The organism is Ruegeria sp. BHSA162, from assembly GCF_059613385.1.
Window position 1 is genome coordinate 115,550 of record NZ_JBXWSK010000002.1, and the last position, 18,019, is coordinate 133,568.

Genomic DNA, 18,019 nt, shown 5'->3' on the forward strand with positions numbered 1-18,019 from the left:
AAATTAGATAACGGGTCCAGAGACAGGAGATCCAAATGTCGCTCAGACCAACACTCGAAACCCGCAAGGCCGTTCCGACGATGGAAGGCGCTGGTGTAAAGCTTCACCGCGCTTTTGGATTTCAGGATCCGTCCGAACTGGATCCTTTCCTTTTGTTTGATGACTTCCGCAACGAGCACCCGCAGGACTACCAGGCCGGCTTTCCCTGGCATCCCCACCGCGGCATTGAAACCATCACATACGTGCTGTCGGGAACCGTCGATCACAGCGACTCGCTGGGCAACCGCGGCCAACTGGGTGCCGGAGACGTCCAGTGGATGACGGCGGGGTCCGGAATTCTGCATCAGGAAATGCCCAAGGGAAATGCATCCGGGCAGATGCATGGGTTTCAGCTGTGGGGCAACTTGCCCTCGGCTCAAAAGATGACGGCTCCTCGGTACCAGGACGTTCAGGGCAAGGACATTCCTGAAGTGATCGATGATGATGGCACCACGGTGCGGGTCATCGTCGGCAAGTTCTGGGGTAAGACCGGGCCGGTGGACGGTATCGCCGCGGACCCGCAATACTTGGACGTATCGATTCCTGCAGGGGTGAAAAAGACATTCAAGATAGATACTTATCGCCGTGCTTTCGCCTATGTTTTCGATGGGCAGGCCGCTTTCGCCGACGCCTCGCAGCCGACCGGCGTTCTGCTTGAGAAGGAAGTCGCCGGGCAAGAGCTGAACATTCGCGACATGTCGGGCAACCGGACGCTGGTGCGGTTTGGCACCGGAGACGAAATAACCGTTCAGGCCGGGCCTGAAGGCGTGCGATTCCTGTTGATCTCGGGTGCGCCGATCAATGAACCGGTAGCATGGCATGGCCCGATCGTGATGAACACGCGTGCCGAACTCGAGCAGGCGTTTCGGGAGTTGCGCAACGGTACTTTCATCAAGCCGGCGCACTGACTCCAGACAACCGGTAACGTGGCGCGGCCAATCAGGCCGCGACCGCCTTGCGTACCATATCCCAATAAATCTGCTCGACCTCGTCCAGCGAAAGCCGTCCACCGGCCCTGTACCACGTCATGACACCATTCAGCATGGCAATCACCGCTAGCGTCGCGATCTTCGCATCCTGAACAGAGAATAGACCGTCCTTCTGGCCGGCCAGCAGGATGCTCTGTAACGCATCCTCATACCGTCGGCGCAGCTTTTCGATTTCGGCGAAGTTTTCAGGCGTCAGATTTCGCAGCTCCATGTAGGCGATGAACACTTCGTCGGGTCGCTGCATGTGAAACCGGATGTGGAAACCCACGAATTGCCGCAAGGCACCCAATGCATCCGCCTGTGGTTCCAACGCTTCATAGGCCGCCAGCAGCTCTTGCATGTGGTCCTGCATCAGGCGGAACAGAAGGCTTTGCTTGTCCGGAGTGTAATTGTAAAGCGCACCGGCCTGCACTCCGACCTCCCCCGCGATTTGGCGCATGGACACAGCGGCATAGCCATGCCGTGCAAACAATCCCAGGGCGGCCTCGCGAATGCGGGGCCCGGTGATATCGGAATGAGAGCCTTGAGTACGTGCCATGGATCCATCGTATATGAACGTACGTTCATATAGAACCCCGCTTGAACCGTTCATGCAAAAAGTGCATCACGTTCAGGTTCCTCACTGTTCGGGTCGCGAAATGAAAGCTGTTTCCGTCATCCTGCCGCTGCTCCTGTTGGCCGCGTGCGCAGATATTCCCGAGTTGGAGGGAAGCGAAGCGGCCTCGGTAAAGGCCGCGCCCTACCCCAAGCTGATCCCGTTGACCCAGGTCAACGTGCCGCCCGTCGACCCGGTGAACGAGGCAGCCGCCGTGGAAGAAGAATTGGAACAACGGGCCGAGCGGCTGTCGCAAAAGGCACAGGCACTCCAGAACGCCGAGACCCAGTAAGCCCCGTACGCTCGCCCACTGCGCAACAACTCTGTCCCTGACGGATTGCACCGCCGCGTTGAACCAGCTATGGCAGCCGACAAAGGACCTTGCGTCCAACAGGCAGACTTCGAGCGGAAAGGAACCCACGGAATGACACAGGCGCTACGGCTTGGAATTGCTGGCTTGGGAACCGTGGGTGTGGGCGTCGTCAAGATCGTGCGCCGTCATGCCGAATTGCTCCAAGCACGCACTGGTCGTCCGATCGAGATCGTTGCCGTTTCGGCGCGCGACGCCGCCAAAGATCGCGGGGTGAACCTGTCCGGCTTCGCGTGGGAAACTGACCCGGTGGCCTTGGCCAAACGAGACGACATCGATGTGTTCGTCGAGTTGATGGGCGGTGAAAACGGCCCGGCAAAGGCCTCGGTTGAGGCAGCATTGGCCAGCGGCAAGGACGTGGTCACCGCAAACAAGGCGCTCCTGGCCATTCACGGCCAGGCATTGGCGGAACAGGCCGAGGCCGCAGGCCGCGTGATCCGGTTCGAGGCTGCCGTGGCCGGAGGAATTCCCGTCATAAAATCCCTGACCGAAGGGTTGGCCGGGAATGACATCAAGCGCGTCATGGGCGTGATGAATGGCACCTGCAACTATATCCTGACCCGAATGCAGTCACAGGGATTGGGCTACAACGCCCTGTTCGAGGAGTGCGCTCAGTTGGGTTATCTCGAAGCGGATCCCAACCTTGACGTCGGCGGCATCGACGCGGCGCACAAATTGGCGCTGTTGGCCTCGATCGCATTTGGAACAAAGCCGAATTTCGACGGGATCGAGATCGAGGGCATTCAGCATATCAGCCTGGATGACATCCATCAGGCCGACGATATGGGCTACCGCATCAAGCTGTTGGGCGTTGCGCAGCGCACGCCGCGCGGGCTCGAACAGCGGATGCAGCCCTGCCTGGTACCCAGTGACTCGCCGTTGGGACAGCTGGAGGGCGGCACCAACATGGTGGTCATCGAGGGCGACGCCGTCGAACAGTTCGTTTTGCGGGGACCCGGTGCTGGCGAAGGTCCGACCGCCAGTGCGGTGATGGGGGATGTTTGCGACCTGGCGCGGGGCCTGCGGATTTCCACCTTTGGTCAACCCGCCACGTCGCTGGTCGACTCCAAGCCCGCAATCACCGGCCTGCCTGCTCCTTATTATCTGCGCCTTGCATTGCTGGACAAACCAGGTGCGCTGGCCAAGGTGGCCGCGATTCTGGGCAATGCCGGCGTTTCAATCGACCGGATGCGCCAATACGCACATGCCGAGGACACGGCACCGGTACTGATCGTTACACACAAGACCACACGCGCCACGCTGGACGTTGCGTTGGAGGACTTGCGCACCACGGATGTGGTTGCGGGCGAACCGGTAGCTCTGCGTATCGAGCAGGTTTGAACCCTTGCGGCCTGCGCCACGAGCAGGCTATGCCAGTCAGGACGTCTTCGCTTTACCAAAGGATTACATCGCATGAGCGCTGCCAAAATCGATTTCAACGACCGCCTTCTGTCCCTTGGACTTGCGCGCGTGGCTGAGCAGGCTGCTCTGGCCTCGGCCTCGCTGGTCGGACGCGGGGACGAGAAAGCCGCCGACCAGGCCGCGGTCAACGCGATGCGTGAACAGCTGAACCTGCTGGATATCGCTGGCGTGGTAGTCATCGGTGAAGGCGAACGCGACGAAGCGCCGATGCTGTATATCGGCGAAGAGGTCGGCACCGGCAACGGCCCGGGCGTGGACATCGCTCTGGACCCGCTCGAGGGTACGACGCTGACCGCAAAAGATATGCCCAACGCTTTGACCGTCATCGCGATGGGTCCGCGCGGTTCGATGCTGCACGCGCCGGACGTCTACATGGACAAGCTGGCGATCGGCCCGGGCTTCCCCGAGAACGTGGTGACACTGGACATGTCCCCGCGGGAAAGGGTCGAGGCGCTGGCCAAGGCCAAAGGATGCACCCCCGAGGACATTACCGTTTGCATACTGGAACGTCCGCGCCATGAAGCGATGATCGCCGAGGTGCGCGAAACCGGCGCTGCGATCCGCCTGATCACCGACGGTGACGTTGCAGGCGTCATGCACTGTGCCGAGTCCGAGACGACCGGCATCGACATGTACATGGGCCAGGGTGGCGCGCCCGAAGGCGTTCTGGCGGCCGCCGCGCTGAAATGCATGGGTGGCCAGATCTTTGGACGTCTGATGTTCCGAAATGATGATGAACGCGGTCGGGCAGCCAAAGCCGGTATTACCGATCTGGATCGTGTCTATGCCCGCGACGAGATGGTCACCGCCGATGTGATCTTTGCGGCGACCGGTGTCACCGGCGGGTCGCTGCTGCCGCGGATCAAGCGGGAACCCGGTTGGGTCGAGACGACGACCCTGCTGATGCGCTCGAAAACCGGATCGGTGCGGCGCATGTCCTACCGCACCCCCATTTGGCCGCATGTCGAAGGCTGAGCGGCCCCGCAGACACAACCGTTCAAGGGCCGGGTCCGACAGGATTCGGCCCTTTTCAGGAGAAGTGGATTGAGCTTTCTGGGTGTTGAACAGTCTTTGACGGGCCGCCGGTGGATTGGTCCATCGCCTGAATTGGACCGGGCCGCCGAGATGCTGGCCCAGCAGACCGACCTGCCCCGCCCCCTGTGCCAGGTGCTGGCACGGCGCGGTGTCCCGCCGATGGAGGCCGAGAGCTTTCTGTCTCCAAAACTGCGCGACCTTCTTCCCGATCCTCGCAGCCTGCGCGACATGGAGATCGCCGCAACGCGGTTCCTGAAAGCGGTGCGGGACAACCAGCGCATCGCCGTTTTCGCCGACTATGATGTCGACGGCGGCAGCTCGGCAGCCCTGTTGCTGGTTTGGCTCAGGCAGATGGGGCGTCAGGCGACCTTATATGTGCCCGATCGTATCGACGAGGGCTATGGCCCCAACGCCCCCGCCATGAGCCAGCTTGCTGAAACGCATGATCTGATCATCTGCGTTGACTGCGGCACGCTAAGCCACGAAGCAATTGCCGCAGCCAAGGGGGCCGATGTGATCGTTCTCGATCACCACCTGGGCGCCGAAACGCTGCCGGATAGCGTGGCCGTGGTGAACCCCAACCGCCAGGATGAAAGCGGTGACCTGGCCCATCTGTGTGCTGCAACCGTTGTCTTTCTGATGTTGGTCGAGGCCGGGCGCCAACTGCGCGAGGCCAACGCCCAAGGTCCGGACCTGATGGCGATGCTGGATTTGGTCGCGCTGGCGACCGTGGCAGACGTGGCACCTCTGATCGGGATCAACAGGGCGCTGGTTCAGCAGGGTTTGAAAGTGATGGGGCAGCGGCAACGCCCCGGACTGGTTGCGCTGTCCGAAGTGGCGCGCATGGATTCGGCGCCCAACAGTTACCACCTGGGTTTTCTGCTTGGGCCGCGCATCAATGCCGGCGGCCGGGTCGGGCAGGCAGACCTCGGCGCGCGGCTGCTCAGCACCGACTCGGTGACCGAGGCCGAGGCCTTGTCCCGGCGCCTTGATGACCTGAATACCGAACGGCGCGACATCGAGAATGCGGTCCGCGCCGCGGCGCTGGCGCAGGCCGAAGAACGTGGATTGGATGCGCCGCTGGTGTGGGCTGCAGGTGACGGCTGGCATCCCGGCGTCGTTGGGATCGTGGCGGCTCGCCTGAAAGAGGCGTCGAACCGTCCCGCCGTCGTGATTGGTTTCGACGGTGACGAAGGCAAAGGCTCGGGCCGTTCGGTCTCGGGTGTCGATCTTGGTGCATCAATCCACCGGTTGGCCGCCGAGGGTTTGTTGGTCAAGGGCGGCGGTCACAAGATGGCCGCAGGTCTGACCGTGATGCGCGACCAGCTGGAACCGGCGATGGAGAGACTCTCGGAGTTGCTGGCAAAACAGGGGGCGGGCCAAGCCGGTCCTGCCGACCTCAAGCTGGACGGTGCGCTGATGCCCGGGGCGGCCTCGGTTGATCTGATCGAAAAGATCGAGCAGGCCGGCCCATTTGGCGCCGGGGCCCCTGCCCCTCGGTTTGCAATGCCCGACCTGCAGGTTCGCTTTGCCAAGCGGGTCGGAGAAACCCATTTGAAGCTGTCGCTGTCGGACGGAATGGGTGGTGGGCTGGACGCGATTGCATTTGGTGCCTTTGACGGACCGATGGGCGAAAGGCTGTCAAATCACGGTGGCGCGCGGTTCCATTTTGCCGGTCGGCTCGAGGTCAATACATGGGGTGGCAGGCAAAGCGTGCAGTTGCGCCTGGAAGACGCGGCCGAAGCAAATTGACCGCTGACGCCACTGCCTTTTTTGACCCGCAAAAAAGTTTCCTGGCCGTGCGTTTTTCGTCTTGCGGGTGGGGGGCGTAATCCGTAAAAGGCCCTCCACAAGCCAGCGTGGCCCGTTCGTCTATCGGTTAGGACGCCAGGTTTTCAACCTGGAAAGAGGGGTTCGATTCCCCTACGGGCTGCCACTTGTGCTTGGGCAATGCTGACGTGGCCCGTTCGTCTATCGGTTAGGACGCCAGGTTTTCAACCTGGAAAGAGGGGTTCGATTCCCCTACGGGCTGCCATTTTCACCTCCGAGAAACGCAAATCGCGAGCTACCACTGCGGTGCCTTTCTGCATCGAAATTTGCAGCTCGACCAAGCGGTGACGCTGAAAAACCCATAGTGAAGGGTCATCGGCATGCTCTTTTCGCCTAGCCGATGACGCCACGTCGAGAGGGTTAAAAATCCTATATTTTCAAGTATATAGTAGTTAAATTCGTTGGATCGAACAGGCCAATTTCGCCATTTACTAATTTTTTAGTTTGACAGACTCGCGAAAAATCGCTGATGCTGTTCGTCATCCGGTTCGCGCCGGAGAACCATAAATTTTGGGAGGAGAAAGATGCGGAAACATCTTTTGTCCGCAGTGGCGGCGGCTGCCGTCATTGCGGGGCACGGTCCTGTTTGGGCCGACGAAGCCGCAGCACAGCGGTGGGTCGACGACGAGTTCCAACCATCCACCTTGTCGAAAGACGAGCAGATGGCGGAAATGCAGTGGTTCATCAAGGCTGCCGAACCGTATGCCGGGATGGAGATCAACGTTCTGTCCGAAGGTATCCCGACCCACTCGTATGAATCCGAAGTTCTGACGAAGGCGTTCGAGGAAATCACCGGCATCAAGGTCAACCACCAGATCCTGGGTGAAGGTGAGGTCGTTCAGGCCGTTCAGACGCAGATGCAGACCGGACGGAACCTGTATGACGGCTATGTCAACGACAGTGACTTGATCGGCACGCACTCGCGCCTGCAACTGGCCTATCCCCTGTCGGACATGATGGCGGGTGATTGGGCGGCGACAACCTCGCCGACGCTGGACCTGGATGACTTCATGGGTATCCAGTTCACCACCGGTCCCGACGGCAAGCTGTACCAGCTGCCCGACCAGCAATTCGCCAACCTGTACTGGTTCCGCAAGGACTGGTTCGATGACGAAGCCAACAAGGCCGCATTCAAGGAAAAATACGGCTATGATCTGGGCGTTCCGGTCAACTGGTCTGCCTACGAGGATATCGCTGAATTCTTCACCAATGACGTGAAGGAAGTCGACGGTGTCGCGATCTATGGCCACATGGACTACGGCAAGCGCGCGCCTGACCTTGGCTGGCGGATGACCGACGCCTGGCTGTCGATGGCCGGTGCCGGCGACAAGGGCGAACCGAACGGTGTACCCGTTGACGAATGGGGCATCCGCATGGAAGCGGGCACCTGTAACCCGGTCGGCGCCTCGGTGTCGCGGGGCGGTGCCGCAAACGGCCCGGCGGCCGTTTACGCGATCCGCAAATGGGACGAGTGGCTGCGGGCCTATGCGCCTCCGGGTGCGGCGTCCTATGACTTCTACCAGTCGCTGCCCGCTCTGTCGCAAGGCAACGTGGCCCAGCAGATTTTCTGGTACACGGCCTTTACCGCCGACATGGTCAAGCCCAAGTCCGAAGGCAACAATACCGTCGATGATGAGGGCAACCCGCTGTGGCGGATGGCGCCCAGCCCGCATGGCCCCTATTGGGAAGAAGGCCAGAAGGTTGGCTATCAGGATGTGGGATCGTGGACTTTCCTGAAGTCCACCCCGTCGGATCGGGCACAGGCCGCGTGGCTCTACGCTCAGTTCGTGACGTCCAAGACTGTCGATGTGAAGAAGTCCCATGTGGGTCTGACCTTCATCCGCGACAGCTCGGTCAACCACGAGTCGTTCACCGAACGCGCACCCAAGCTGGGTGGCCTGGTCGAGTTCTACCGCTCGCCCGACCGTGTGGCGTGGTCGCCGACCGGCATCAACGTTCCCGACTATCCGAAGCTGGCCCAAATCTGGTGGCAGCAGATCGGTGACGTGAACTCGGGCGCCTTCACCCCGCAAGAGGCGATGGACCGTCTGGCTGAAGAGATGGACATCACCATGGCCCGCATGCAGGCCGCAGATGAAAGCGCCGGCGTCTACGGCGGCTGTGGTCCGCGCCTGAACGAACCGCAGGATCCGGCCTTCTGGCTGGAGAAGCCGGGCGCGCCGAAAGCCAAGCTGGAGAACGAGAAGCCGCAAGGCCAGACCGTCAACTACGACGAACTGGTGGCACGCTGGCAGTCCCAGTAAGCCACTACTCCCCGGGGGGCGCCGGTACCGGCGCCCCTTACCAACCAAGACCAAACAGCGTTGCCACGCGCTGCGGGATCGGAACCCACGGACATGATCGAACTACAAAACGCAACCAAGCGGGTCGGCACCGTTACCCATATCAAACCCACGTCCCTGACGCTGCAGACCGGCCATTTCAACGTGCTGCTGGGCGCGACCGGGTCGGGCAAGACCTCTCTGATCAAGATGATGGCCGGCCTGGATCCGATTGCCTCGGGCAAGGTCCTGATGGATGGGCAGGACGTGACCCGGCTGAACACTCAGAAACGCAAGATCAGCCTCGTGCACCAGTTCTTCGTGAACTACCCGCATATGACTGTATTCGACAATATCGCCTCGCCGCTGCGCGTGGCCGGAATGGCGCGATCCGAGATCGAAGGCCGCGTGGAAGAAGCCGCCGACCTGCTGCAACTGCGCCCGATGCTGCACCGTCGTCCACACGAACTGTCGGGCGGCCAACAGCAGCGCACCGCACTGGCCCGCGCCATCGCAAAGGACAGCCGCGCCGTGTTCCTGGACGAGCCGCTGGCCAATCTGGACTACAAGCTGCGCGAGGAACTGCGCGAGCAACTGCCCGAGCTGTTCGCCGGGCGCGGCGCCGTGGTGGTCTATGCCACGTCCGAACCCGAAGAGGCGCTGCTGCTGGGCGGCTACACCGCCTTGATGGAAGACGGCCGCGTGACCCAGTTCGGCCCGACGGCGGACATCTATCGCAACCCCGAAAACCTCGCCGCCGCGCGGGTGTTTTCCGACCCGCCCATCAACGTGGCCCGCGTCACGGTCGCCGGTGCCCAAGCGCGCCTGGCTGGCGGAGGTGGATGGACTGTGTCCGGAATTGCCGATGGCGAATACATGGTCGCCGTGCGTCCGCACCGTGTTACTCCGCTCAAGGCTTCTGACGCCGACGTTGAACTGACCGGCCGCGTGATCGTGACCGAGCTCTCCGGGTCCGACTCCAGCGCGCATTTCCAACATGGCGAGGAAGCCTGGGTGTCTCTGGCCGCAGGGGTCCACCCCTATCAGGTGGGCGAGGACCACACATTCTACATGAACCCGGCCCATTGCCGGTATTTCGGCCAAGACGGCAAAAGGGTGGCCTGACATGGCACAGATCAAGCTTGCAAACCTCAAACACAGCTACATGCCATCGCCGCAAGGCCCACAGGACTATGCGCTGAAGGAAATCGACGTAACCTGGCGTGATGGCGGGGCCTATGCTCTGCTTGGGCCGTCGGGTTGCGGCAAGTCCACGCTGCTGAACATCATCTCGGGGCTGCTGACCCCATCCGAGGGGCAGATCCTGTTCGACGACCGCGACGTGACCGCCCTGCCCCCCGATCAGCGCAACATCGCGCAGGTGTTCCAGTTCCCGGTGATCTACGACACGATGACCGTGGGCGAGAACCTGGCCTTTCCGCTCAAGAACCGCGGCGTCGATCCGGCGACGATCAAGCGCCGCGTCGACGAAATCGCCGAGATGCTGGATGTCACCGACATGCTGAACACCCGCGCCAGCGGCCTCAGCCCGGACAACAAGCAGAAGATCTCGATGGGCCGCGGTCTGGTCCGCGACGACGTGAACGCGGTGATGTTCGACGAGCCATTGACCGTGATCGACCCGCATCTGAAATGGAAGCTGCGGTCCAAGCTGAAAGAGCTGCACCAGCGCGTCAAGGCGACGATGATCTATGTCACCCACGACCAGACCGAAGCGCTGACCTTCGCCGACGAGGTCGTGGTGATGCAGGAAGGCGAAGTGGTCCAGATCGGCACCCCGGTCGAGCTGTTCGAACGCCCGCAGCACACGTTCGTGGGCCATTTCATCGGCTCGCCCGGCATGAACGTTCTGCCCTGCGAAGCCCGCGGCGATCTTGCCCTGTTCGAAGGGCACGAGGTGGCGCTGGAAGGTCCGGTCAGCGGCAGTGGCGGCCGCACAGATCTGGGCATCCGGCCCGAATATGTGGGTTTCGGCCCCGAGGGCATTCCGGCCCATGTCACCAAGGTGGCCGATATCGGCCGGCATTTTGTGGTCAGTGCCATGGTCGGCAACACCGCGTTGAAGGCGGTGACCGAACACGCGCCCCCCGAGCCCGGATCGCAAGTCTTTCTGAAATTCAAACCTGAACAGACGCGCGTGTATCGCGACGGCTGGATCGCAACCGAGGAGCGCGCCCGATGAGAACGGAAAACCAGAAAGCGTGGTTCTTTGTCCTGCCGGTGCTGGCGCTGGTGGCGTTCAACGCGCTGGTGCCGATGATGACGGTGGTCAACTACTCGGTGCAGGAAACCTTTGGCAACAACCAGTTCTTCTGGGAAGGGCTGGGCTGGTTCGAACAGATCCTGCGGTCCGACCGGTTCCAGGCGGCGCTGGGGCGGCAGTTCCTGTTCACCGCGCTGATCCTGATGATCGAGGTGCCGCTGGGCATCATCGTGGCCTTGTCGATGCCGCGCAAGGGCTTTTGGGTGCCGGTCTGCCTGGTCCTGATGGCCCTGCCGATGCTGATCCCGTGGAACGTGGTCGGCTCGATGTGGAACATCTTCACCCTGCCCAAGATCGGCCTGCTGGGGTATTTCCTGAACGACGTGCTGGGCATCAACTATGACATGACCCAACAGCCGCTGTCGGCCTGGATCACCATCGTGGTGATGGATGTCTGGCACTGGACCTCGTTGGTGGTGCTGCTGTGCTATGCTGGTCTGGTTTCGATCCCTGACGCCTATTACCAGGCGGCCAAGATCGATGGTGCAAGCCCCTGGTCCGTGTTCCGCTATATCCAACTCCCCAAGATGAAGACGGTTCTGACCATCGCGGTGCTGCTGCGGTTCATGGACAGTTTCAACATCTACACCGAACCCTTCGTTCTGACCGGGGGCGGCCCCGGCAACTCGACCACTCTGCTGTCGATCGACCTGGTGAAGATCGCGCTGGGACAGTTCGACCTTGGCCCCGCGGCCGCGATGAGCCTGATCTATTTCGCCATCACGCTGCTGGTTTCCTGGGTCTTCTACACCCTCATGACAAAGGATGACGCGCAATGAAGAAGCGGTCTCTCATCCCGATCCTGTATATCGCGTTCCTGATGCTGCCAATCTATTGGCTGGTGGCGATGTCCTTCAAGACCACGAACGAGATCCTGTCAGGCTTTTCCCTTTTTCCCCAGACCTTTACGCTGGAGAATTACATCACCATCTTCACCGATCCGACGTGGTATTGGGGCTATATCAACTCGATCACCTACGTGACGATCAACACGGTGCTATCGGTCTGCGTGGCCTTGCCTGCGGCCTACGCGTTCTCGCGCTATCGGTTCCTGGGCGACAAACAGTTGTTCTTCTGGCTGCTGACCAACCGCATGGCCCCGGCGGCCGTGTTCGCCCTGCCCTTCTTCCAGCTGTATTCGTCGATCCATCTGTTCGACACCTACCTGGCGGTGGCGCTGGCGCACACGCTGTTCAACGTACCGCTGGCGGTGTGGATCCTGGAAGGTTTCATGCGCGGCATCCCGAAAGAGCTGGATGAAACCGCCTATGTCGACGGCTATTCCTTCCCCCGGTTCTTCGTCACGATCTTCCTGCCCAATATCAAGGCGGGCGTGGGCGTGGCGGCGTTCTTCTGCTTCATGTTCTCGTGGGTGGAAATGCTGCTGGCCAAGACCCTGACAGCGGTCGAGGCCAAACCCATCGCCGCCGTGATGACCCGTACCGCGTCCAGCGCCGGCTACGAGCTGGGCCTGCTGGCCGCCGCCGGCACCCTGACCATCATCCCCGGCGCCATCGTCATCTGGTTTGTCCGCAACTACATCGCGCGCGGCTTCGCGATGGGACGTGTATGAGGTTCGACATGCGCAAACTCCTTCTCTCCCTCTCCCTGCTCGCCCCGTCCTCGGCGCTGGCGCAAGCCAAGGCCGGCTGGGGCAATGTCGGTCAGGAAGAACCCAAGGGCTTTTCATGGACCGACCCGCTGTGGCCCGATTTCTGGATGGCCTGGACCCCGGCAACGCTGGCGGTTTTCGTGGGCATCTTCTCAGCCATCGCCCTGATCGGCGTGCTCGAGGTGGTCAAGTTCCGCGACGGGATCGAACGCCGGGGCGTGCTGGGCCTGACCACCACGTTGGGCGACCGGCTGTTCATCACCCTGCTGGGTTCGGCCTATATCTTTCTGGCCTGGCTGGGGCTGGTCGGCCAACCGGTCTGGACGCCGCTTTTCCTGTCGATCGGCTGGGGCGTTTTCGTTTTCTGGAAAGTTTAGGCTTTGCGTAACCGCGAAAGGATGCTTGTCTGGCAAGCATAACAGGCAAAATGGTGACACCGAGACCGATGCGAAAGAGAAAGACAGGAAATCTGCTGACCGAGGTCGAACTGGAGTTCATGAACGAGCTCTGGGCACTTGGCGAAGGCTCGGTGCGCGACGTGCTGGACCGGCTGCCGCCCGAGCGGAACCTAGCCTACACCTCGGGCGCGACGATCCTGCGTATCCTGGATGAAAAGGGATTTGTCCAAAGCCGCAAGAATGGCAAAACCCTGATCTACCGTCCGCTGCTTGAGAAGGACACCTATCAGGCGCGGTCGCTGCAGAACCTGTCCCGCACGTTGTTCGATGACACCCCGGCCTCGCTGGTGGCACGACTTGTCGACGACGCCGGCCTGACCGAAGCTGATCTGGAGGAAATTCGAGCACTGGTAGAGAGGAGACTGCAAAATGACAGCGGTTAAACCGGTTCTCGATGTATTTCTCGACCTGAACGTGGTGCTGGTTCTTTCAGCACTCATCTGGTTGTGCGCCCGCATGGCCGTGGCCCGAACGCGTCTGCGGCACGACTACATGACACAGCTGCGCGTGCTGAAGGTTCTTTGCGTCTGCGTCATGCTCAGCCCTGTTCTGGCCCTTGGGGTCACGGCAGCCGCCGGTTTTTTCTGGCCGGGTCAGGCCGTTTCCATCGGTGATATTGCGGTAGCGGCGTATTTGCGCGGTGAAATCGCGATGCCGGCTACACAATTCGAAGCTCTGCTGAACACGCGCGAACGTTGGGTCGACACGGTTCTGTCCGGACAAAGCGCCCTTGTGACGGCCGTGCTGGTGCTGCTGGCCCTGGCCGCCCTCCGGATGCTGGTCCGCACCGTCCGGGATGCGCTGGCGATCCGCGATACGGTGGTTTCCAGCTTCCTGTGGCGGCGTTCGGCCAACGTGGACATCCGCTTGTCCGATCGGATCACGGTTCCATTTGCCGTGCGCGGGGCGCGTCGTCGCCATGTCGTTCTGCCCAGCCATCTGTTGGACACCCCCCGTGAACTGCGATTTGCCCTGGCGCATGAATTGCAGCACGTTCGCGCCCGGGATGTCGAATGGGAGATTGCGTTTGAGGCCGTGCGACCGCTGCTGTTCTGGAACCCTGCCTACTGGGTTTTAAAATACCAGTTCAGCCGATTGCGCGAACTGGCCTGCGACCAGTCCGTCGTCACCCGGCGCGGGATCGACGCGCGCGACTATACCGATTGCCTGCTGAACTATTGCGCCCGCACCGTCGCACAAGGCCGGCCACGGGTTTTGAACGTGGCGCTGGTCTCTGGTGGCAAGGCCAAACGGGTTCTGAAACAGCGCGTGATCGCGCTGGCCGATGCGCCCTCGTTCTCGGCACCGTTGCCGGCAATGTTCCTGGGTTCAGCCCTGCTGTTCGCTGTTCTCCTGGCCTTGGGTGCAGCCACGATCCGCCAGACTCAGGACTGGAGCCATGACCGGCTGATGCTGTCGACCGTCGTGAACCTTGAACGGCTCGAGGCACGCAATCAGGGCAACTGATCGGCGACGCCCGGATCTATCCTGTTGCTGGCCCGACCGCTGAACACGGGTCGCTCGAGCGGGCGGCCCAACGCTTGGACGTGCCGCCAGAGGAACACTGCCCAACATGCTCCCCAAGCCAGGGCCGCGGGCACGTCTGCAGAGGACGCCCGCAAAACCGCGGCAAGGCGCAGCAAAGCATATCCAATACTATCGATCGCGCTGGGGCGCAGCCGGCCGCAACGGCGCGCGACCGCACGGGCAGCTACGGCATAGATCGCGCAGCTGACCGCTCCGACCGTCAGAACGTGCAACGCATCATGCGCCGCCAGCAAGTCGGGGAAGTACAGCGAAGCCGCCAACAGGGACAGACCAGCGGGCAACCACGCAAAGGCAATATGAAGCATCGCCAGCAATCCATCCTGAAGAACTGCCGTTGAATGCCAGAGCCACAGACGCCCACCTTCGCACCCGGTGCAGATCACAAGAAGGACGCCGATAAGCGGACCATCGGCGACGGAAACAAGTCCGAAAAGCACCGCAGTCAAAGCCAGAGCTGCCGCCGAAGCGTCCCCCAATGCCCTCGCGCACCGAAACTTTTGCGCGGCGGTTGGGCTTTGGTGCGTCCAATTCCATGTGAAAGCAGCGATCATGCGCCCACCGACAACCGACACCAAAAGTGCCACAAGCAAAACTGAGGAGAAGGACGGCGCAGACCCAGTTAGAAAGGCCAGCTGGCAGATGGCCAGGAAAAGAGCGAAAAACGCCTGCAGCACTTCGGCAACCGCGCGCGCGTGCAGTGCAGCCCAAGCGATACGACCGGCGAGAAAGAGCAAGAACGCCGTGCCCGTTGGGACGATGAACATGGGTTCGCCCCCGATCGCACCGATGGCAGCCAATCGGGACATCGCCCAAAGCGCGAACAGCAACAAACAGCCGGTCGGCGAGACAGAACCGCCCCCCGACCAGCTGCGCATCGCCGTCAGCGAATAGCCCGCAAATGCTGCGCCGACGAAGCCGAACAGCATTTCATGCGCATGCCAGGCGTACAGCCCCAGCAACGGCGACCAATAGGTGATGAAATCCTGCCCCAGAAACAGGCCGCTCACCCCCAAAAGGGCAGCCGCCCCCGCCGCAGGAAACATGATCCGATGAGGCGAGGACAGCATGGTTTCCGATCATGCAAGGGACGCCTGGGCTATCCTGCGATAGCCGGCCTGACCGTGGTAGAACCCGTTGCTGAACGGCGTATCCGCACAACCCTGCCGCAACCGGGCTTCGGCCGCTTCGGTCGACATGCTTTGATCCAGCACCGCCCGGTAAACCTCGGCGACGGCGACCATGTCGACGGCCTGCGGCATCAATCGCAGATGGCTCACGCCATCGGCGACCAGTTGGGGCAGTTCCTGCAGCAGGATCAGATACCCTTCGGATTGGGTCTGGATCCCGTTGATGCGCAGGATCGGCTGCTCATCCCTCGTACGCAGTGGCATCCCGTCGGGGTCTTCTTCGCAGACGAATTGGCAATTGTCCTTTGTCCGCCCGTGCGAGCGCGCGTGATAGCACCGCGCCGAAACGGCCAGCGACGCCCGGCCAAAGACCTGCACTTCAACCCCGAGACCCAAGTCGCGCGCCATTCGCGCCGCGACGGCGATCGAGGGCGCTGGCAACTCGGTGGGCAGGCAGACATGCGTCGCCCCCTTTGACGCCATCCAGCGGATTGTGGCCTCGTTATAGGCATTCATGAATGGGCCGATGCGATGCGGTCGCGTACCGCGTGCATACAGTCCCGCAGCGTTGTTGATTTCGATCTCGGGCGACTCCATCTCAGACAGGTCTTCGGTGGCCTTGCGCTCTCGCTTCAGCATCACTTCGGCCAAGGAGGACAAAATCACCTTTTTGCCCGCCCGTTCGAGCCTTTCGATGATGGACGGCAGGTCAGCCTCTTGGAACGGGGCGCGTTTTGAACAGATGACCTCGCCTAGATAGACCTCATCCACCGGAGCTTCGTCGGCGACACGCGCATAGAAATCCCGGCGTTGGTCGGCCGACCAGTGATAGGCGATCGGGCCCAATGTAAGTTTCGTCATCGTTTCACCGCCATTTCTTCGTGGCAAAAGCGCCTTGCGTCTGTTTCTGACCCTCGGTCAGTGCGACGAGGTTCCCGATATCCGCTTCGCGACCCGCCCGGATATCGTCGACAGCGTTTCGAAATGCAGACACCACGGACCGGACATAACTCTTGGACCTTTGCCGCCCTTCGATCTTGAACGCATGCACCCCGGCATCGATCAACTCAGGCAGAAGGCGGGCCAGGTTCAGGCTGATCGGTTCCTCGAACGCATAGTACCCGTCCGGACGATGTGCGACCTGATAGCGGCCTTTGCAAATCGTCGGATAACCGGCCTTCTCATCTGGCCCGAACCGGTCGATGGTAAAGCCAGCCAACCTCGATGACATCGAACCATCGGCATCGCGCACGTACTCCACGTCGGACGCCGGCGAACAGACGCCATCGAGGTTCGTGGACTGCCCGGTCAGATAGTTCGTCAGGCTGCAGCGCCCTTCGACCATCAGACCGTGATTTCCGAAGATGAAGGTTTCGATCTCACAGGGGATTTCTTTTCGGATCTGCCGGATCTCGGGAATGGTCAAAATACGGGGCAGGACCACGCGTTTGACACCGAAATTCTCGCAATAGTAGCGGATCGCCTCGGGTGACGACGCTGCAGCCTGTACCGACAGGTGCAAGCGCATCTGTGGATGGGTTCGGGCGATGTAGTCGGCCACGCCCATATCAGCCACGATGAAGGCATCAACGCCGATCCGCGCACCGGTGTCGGCAGCGTGCCGCCAAAGGTCGACCTTGCCCGCCGGGGGATAAGTGTTGAGTGCCAGAAGGACCTTGGCACCCTTGGCATGGGCATAAGCGACCGCCTCCTCCAATTCCTGCGGCGTGAAATTCAGCCCCGGAAAATTTCGGGCGTTGGTGGCGTCCTGAAAGCCGCAATAGACGGCGTCGGCCCCGGCATCGACCGCTGTGCGCAGGGCAGCGGGAGTTCCGGCGGGGCATATCAATTCGGCGAGGCTCATGAAGCAGTCGCTCCTTCTACTTCTTGGTGATTTCGGCGCAACCGGGACAGGATCGCGCGGCCAGGCGGGCCGAACATGTCCGCAGCCTCCTGAGCGATGGATCCATCCATGTCGTCCAATGCATTGCGCAAACGGACGACGGCCTCGGTATCTCCTGTGATCTCCAAATCGCGCGAGAAAAAGGCCGCGTCGCCGTCCTGTTCCGCATCAACCAGCTCCAACAGCAGCCGGAACCGCCCTCGGATAATGGCTGTTGCGTCAGGCAGCATCGACCGCGGTACGGCACGAAAGCTCAGGTTCTGAGGATCTGGGCGCAGATGCAGCGCGAACGGCAGCTCGATCGGGTCGATCAGGAAATCGGCGCTTTGATACGGGCCAAGTCGGGCAAACAGCGCAGGATGTTCCTGCGCGACCCTACGGACCACACGCGCGAGAATGGGCTGAACCGCCAAGCAGGCCAAACGCGAAACGATTGCCTGTCCCGGCGGTCTTGGCCTGTTCGATGTCTGTGTTGGGCTCACCATATGCTGCATGTACTGCCTCATCCGTTTGGCTGTTGTATTT

18 protein-coding genes and 2 tRNA genes are annotated in these 18,019 nt (G+C 61.4%); 15 read left to right on the forward strand and 5 right to left on the reverse strand.

The window, feature by feature from the left end:
* The first annotated feature begins 35 nt into the window (after nucleotides 1-35).
* Nucleotides 36-947, forward strand: coding sequence for a pirin family protein (locus tag AC2FM5_RS01375; protein ID WP_496733465.1), 912 nt, complete (start codon nucleotides 36-38; stop codon nucleotides 945-947).
* 31 nt (nucleotides 948-978) lie between these two features.
* Here the strand turns inward: AC2FM5_RS01375 and AC2FM5_RS01380 are convergent, their stop codons facing one another.
* The gene (locus AC2FM5_RS01380; RefSeq protein WP_170339745.1) at nucleotides 979-1,566 is read right to left on the reverse strand and encodes a TetR/AcrR family transcriptional regulator; all 588 of its coding nucleotides are present in this window, start codon (nucleotides 1,564-1,566) and stop codon (nucleotides 979-981) included.
* Between the two features lie 100 nt (nucleotides 1,567-1,666).
* On the opposite strand from AC2FM5_RS01380, the gene AC2FM5_RS01385 reads away from it, so the two are divergent.
* The 14 genes from AC2FM5_RS01385 (at nucleotide 1,667) to AC2FM5_RS01450 (ending at nucleotide 14,383) form a co-directional block, all read left to right on the forward strand.
* A complete protein-coding gene (locus tag AC2FM5_RS01385; protein ID WP_170339166.1) occupies nucleotides 1,667-1,915 on the forward strand; it encodes a hypothetical protein in 249 nt (82 codons plus the stop codon).
* A gap of 132 nt (nucleotides 1,916-2,047) precedes the next feature.
* Nucleotides 2,048-3,334 (forward strand): homoserine dehydrogenase, encoded by a 1,287-nt coding sequence (locus AC2FM5_RS01390; RefSeq protein ID WP_496733468.1) that lies wholly within the window; start codon nucleotides 2,048-2,050, stop codon nucleotides 3,332-3,334.
* 72 nt (nucleotides 3,335-3,406) lie between these two features.
* Nucleotides 3,407-4,390 carry a class II fructose-bisphosphatase gene (gene glpX, locus AC2FM5_RS01395; protein WP_093961740.1) on the forward strand — a complete coding sequence of 328 codons (984 nt, stop codon included), beginning with the start codon at nucleotides 3,407-3,409 and terminating at the stop codon, nucleotides 4,388-4,390.
* A gap of 69 nt (nucleotides 4,391-4,459) precedes the next feature.
* A complete protein-coding gene (recJ, locus tag AC2FM5_RS01400; RefSeq protein WP_496733471.1) occupies nucleotides 4,460-6,202 on the forward strand; it encodes a single-stranded-DNA-specific exonuclease RecJ in 1,743 nt (580 codons plus the stop codon).
* A gap of 109 nt (nucleotides 6,203-6,311) precedes the next feature.
* Nucleotides 6,312-6,386: transfer RNA gene (locus AC2FM5_RS01405), tRNA-Glu, on the forward strand.
* 24 nt (nucleotides 6,387-6,410) lie between these two features.
* Nucleotides 6,411-6,485, forward strand: a tRNA-Glu gene (locus AC2FM5_RS01410).
* Nucleotides 6,486-6,804: 319 nt separating this feature from the next.
* Nucleotides 6,805-8,544 carry an ABC transporter substrate-binding protein gene (locus AC2FM5_RS01415; RefSeq protein WP_170339174.1) on the forward strand — a complete coding sequence of 580 codons (1,740 nt, stop codon included), beginning with the start codon at nucleotides 6,805-6,807 and terminating at the stop codon, nucleotides 8,542-8,544.
* A gap of 93 nt (nucleotides 8,545-8,637) precedes the next feature.
* The gene (locus AC2FM5_RS01420) at nucleotides 8,638-9,687 is read left to right on the forward strand and encodes an ABC transporter ATP-binding protein (RefSeq protein ID WP_170363723.1); all 1,050 of its coding nucleotides are present in this window, start codon (nucleotides 8,638-8,640) and stop codon (nucleotides 9,685-9,687) included.
* Nucleotide 9,688: 1 nt separating this feature from the next.
* The gene (locus AC2FM5_RS01425) at nucleotides 9,689-10,765 is read left to right on the forward strand and encodes an ABC transporter ATP-binding protein (protein ID WP_496733474.1); all 1,077 of its coding nucleotides are present in this window, start codon (nucleotides 9,689-9,691) and stop codon (nucleotides 10,763-10,765) included.
* Nucleotides 10,762-11,625: a carbohydrate ABC transporter permease gene (locus AC2FM5_RS01430; protein ID WP_005983941.1), complete on the forward strand. Its 864-nt coding sequence runs from the start codon at nucleotides 10,762-10,764 to the stop codon at nucleotides 11,623-11,625. The genes AC2FM5_RS01425 and AC2FM5_RS01430 overlap by 4 nt, the downstream gene beginning before the upstream one ends.
* Nucleotides 11,622-12,419: a carbohydrate ABC transporter permease gene (locus AC2FM5_RS01435; RefSeq protein WP_170339760.1), complete on the forward strand. Its 798-nt coding sequence runs from the start codon at nucleotides 11,622-11,624 to the stop codon at nucleotides 12,417-12,419. The genes AC2FM5_RS01430 and AC2FM5_RS01435 overlap by 4 nt, the downstream gene beginning before the upstream one ends.
* An 8-nt stretch (nucleotides 12,420-12,427) precedes the next feature.
* Entirely contained in the window at nucleotides 12,428-12,835 is a 408-nt protein-coding gene (locus AC2FM5_RS01440; RefSeq protein ID WP_170357490.1) for a DUF2160 domain-containing protein, read from the forward strand.
* Between the two features lie 68 nt (nucleotides 12,836-12,903).
* Nucleotides 12,904-13,299 (forward strand): BlaI/MecI/CopY family transcriptional regulator, encoded by a 396-nt coding sequence (locus AC2FM5_RS01445; protein ID WP_170339764.1) that lies wholly within the window; start codon nucleotides 12,904-12,906, stop codon nucleotides 13,297-13,299.
* Entirely contained in the window at nucleotides 13,286-14,383 is a 1,098-nt protein-coding gene (locus AC2FM5_RS01450; RefSeq protein WP_170598168.1) for a M56 family metallopeptidase, read from the forward strand. The genes AC2FM5_RS01445 and AC2FM5_RS01450 overlap by 14 nt, the downstream gene beginning before the upstream one ends.
* On the opposite strand, the gene AC2FM5_RS01455 is transcribed toward AC2FM5_RS01450, so the two are convergent.
* From AC2FM5_RS01455 to ubiT, 4 genes are read right to left on the reverse strand one after another with little or no spacing between them, the layout of a single operon-like run.
* The gene (locus AC2FM5_RS01455) at nucleotides 14,371-15,531 is read right to left on the reverse strand and encodes an NnrS family protein (protein ID WP_496733477.1); all 1,161 of its coding nucleotides are present in this window, start codon (nucleotides 15,529-15,531) and stop codon (nucleotides 14,371-14,373) included. The genes AC2FM5_RS01450 and AC2FM5_RS01455 overlap by 13 nt on opposite strands.
* A 9-nt stretch (nucleotides 15,532-15,540) precedes the next feature.
* Nucleotides 15,541-16,452: a ubiquinone anaerobic biosynthesis protein UbiV gene (ubiV, locus tag AC2FM5_RS01460; protein WP_496733479.1), complete on the reverse strand. Its 912-nt coding sequence runs from the start codon at nucleotides 16,450-16,452 to the stop codon at nucleotides 15,541-15,543.
* 4 nt (nucleotides 16,453-16,456) lie between these two features.
* On the reverse strand, nucleotides 16,457-17,455 hold the full coding sequence (ubiU, locus tag AC2FM5_RS01465) for a ubiquinone anaerobic biosynthesis protein UbiU (RefSeq protein WP_170357486.1): 999 nt from the start codon (nucleotides 17,453-17,455) through the stop codon (nucleotides 16,457-16,459).
* The gene (gene ubiT, locus AC2FM5_RS01470; RefSeq protein ID WP_496733481.1) at nucleotides 17,452-18,000 is read right to left on the reverse strand and encodes a ubiquinone anaerobic biosynthesis accessory factor UbiT; all 549 of its coding nucleotides are present in this window, start codon (nucleotides 17,998-18,000) and stop codon (nucleotides 17,452-17,454) included. The genes ubiU and ubiT overlap by 4 nt, the downstream gene beginning before the upstream one ends.
* Nucleotides 18,001-18,019: the final 19 nt, after the last annotated feature.

Coding starts and splice junctions, on each gene's coding strand:
- AC2FM5_RS01435 (WP_170339760.1), top strand. CDS start 11,622: ATGAAGAAGCGGTCTCTCATCCCGATCCTGTATATCGCGTTCCTGATG.
- AC2FM5_RS01415 (WP_170339174.1), top strand. CDS start 6,805: ATGCGGAAACATCTTTTGTCCGCAGTGGCGGCGGCTGCCGTCATTGCG.
- AC2FM5_RS01380 (WP_170339745.1), bottom strand. CDS start 1,566: ATGGCACGTACTCAAGGCTCTCATTCCGATATCACCGGGCCCCGCATT.
- AC2FM5_RS01455 (WP_496733477.1), bottom strand. CDS start 15,531: ATGCTGTCCTCGCCTCATCGGATCATGTTTCCTGCGGCGGGGGCGGCT.
- AC2FM5_RS01420 (WP_170363723.1), top strand. CDS start 8,638: ATGATCGAACTACAAAACGCAACCAAGCGGGTCGGCACCGTTACCCAT.
- AC2FM5_RS01430 (WP_005983941.1), top strand. CDS start 10,762: ATGAGAACGGAAAACCAGAAAGCGTGGTTCTTTGTCCTGCCGGTGCTG.
- AC2FM5_RS01440 (WP_170357490.1), top strand. CDS start 12,428: ATGCGCAAACTCCTTCTCTCCCTCTCCCTGCTCGCCCCGTCCTCGGCG.
- AC2FM5_RS01445 (WP_170339764.1), top strand. CDS start 12,904: ATGCGAAAGAGAAAGACAGGAAATCTGCTGACCGAGGTCGAACTGGAG.
- AC2FM5_RS01450 (WP_170598168.1), top strand. CDS start 13,286: ATGACAGCGGTTAAACCGGTTCTCGATGTATTTCTCGACCTGAACGTG.
- ubiV (WP_496733479.1), bottom strand. CDS start 16,452: ATGACGAAACTTACATTGGGCCCGATCGCCTATCACTGGTCGGCCGAC.
- glpX (WP_093961740.1), top strand. CDS start 3,407: ATGAGCGCTGCCAAAATCGATTTCAACGACCGCCTTCTGTCCCTTGGA.
- ubiU (WP_170357486.1), bottom strand. CDS start 17,455: ATGAGCCTCGCCGAATTGATATGCCCCGCCGGAACTCCCGCTGCCCTG.
- AC2FM5_RS01375 (WP_496733465.1), top strand. CDS start 36: ATGTCGCTCAGACCAACACTCGAAACCCGCAAGGCCGTTCCGACGATG.
- ubiT (WP_496733481.1), bottom strand. CDS start 18,000: ATGAGGCAGTACATGCAGCATATGGTGAGCCCAACACAGACATCGAAC.
- AC2FM5_RS01425 (WP_496733474.1), top strand. CDS start 9,689: ATGGCACAGATCAAGCTTGCAAACCTCAAACACAGCTACATGCCATCG.
- AC2FM5_RS01385 (WP_170339166.1), top strand. CDS start 1,667: ATGAAAGCTGTTTCCGTCATCCTGCCGCTGCTCCTGTTGGCCGCGTGC.
- AC2FM5_RS01390 (WP_496733468.1), top strand. CDS start 2,048: ATGACACAGGCGCTACGGCTTGGAATTGCTGGCTTGGGAACCGTGGGT.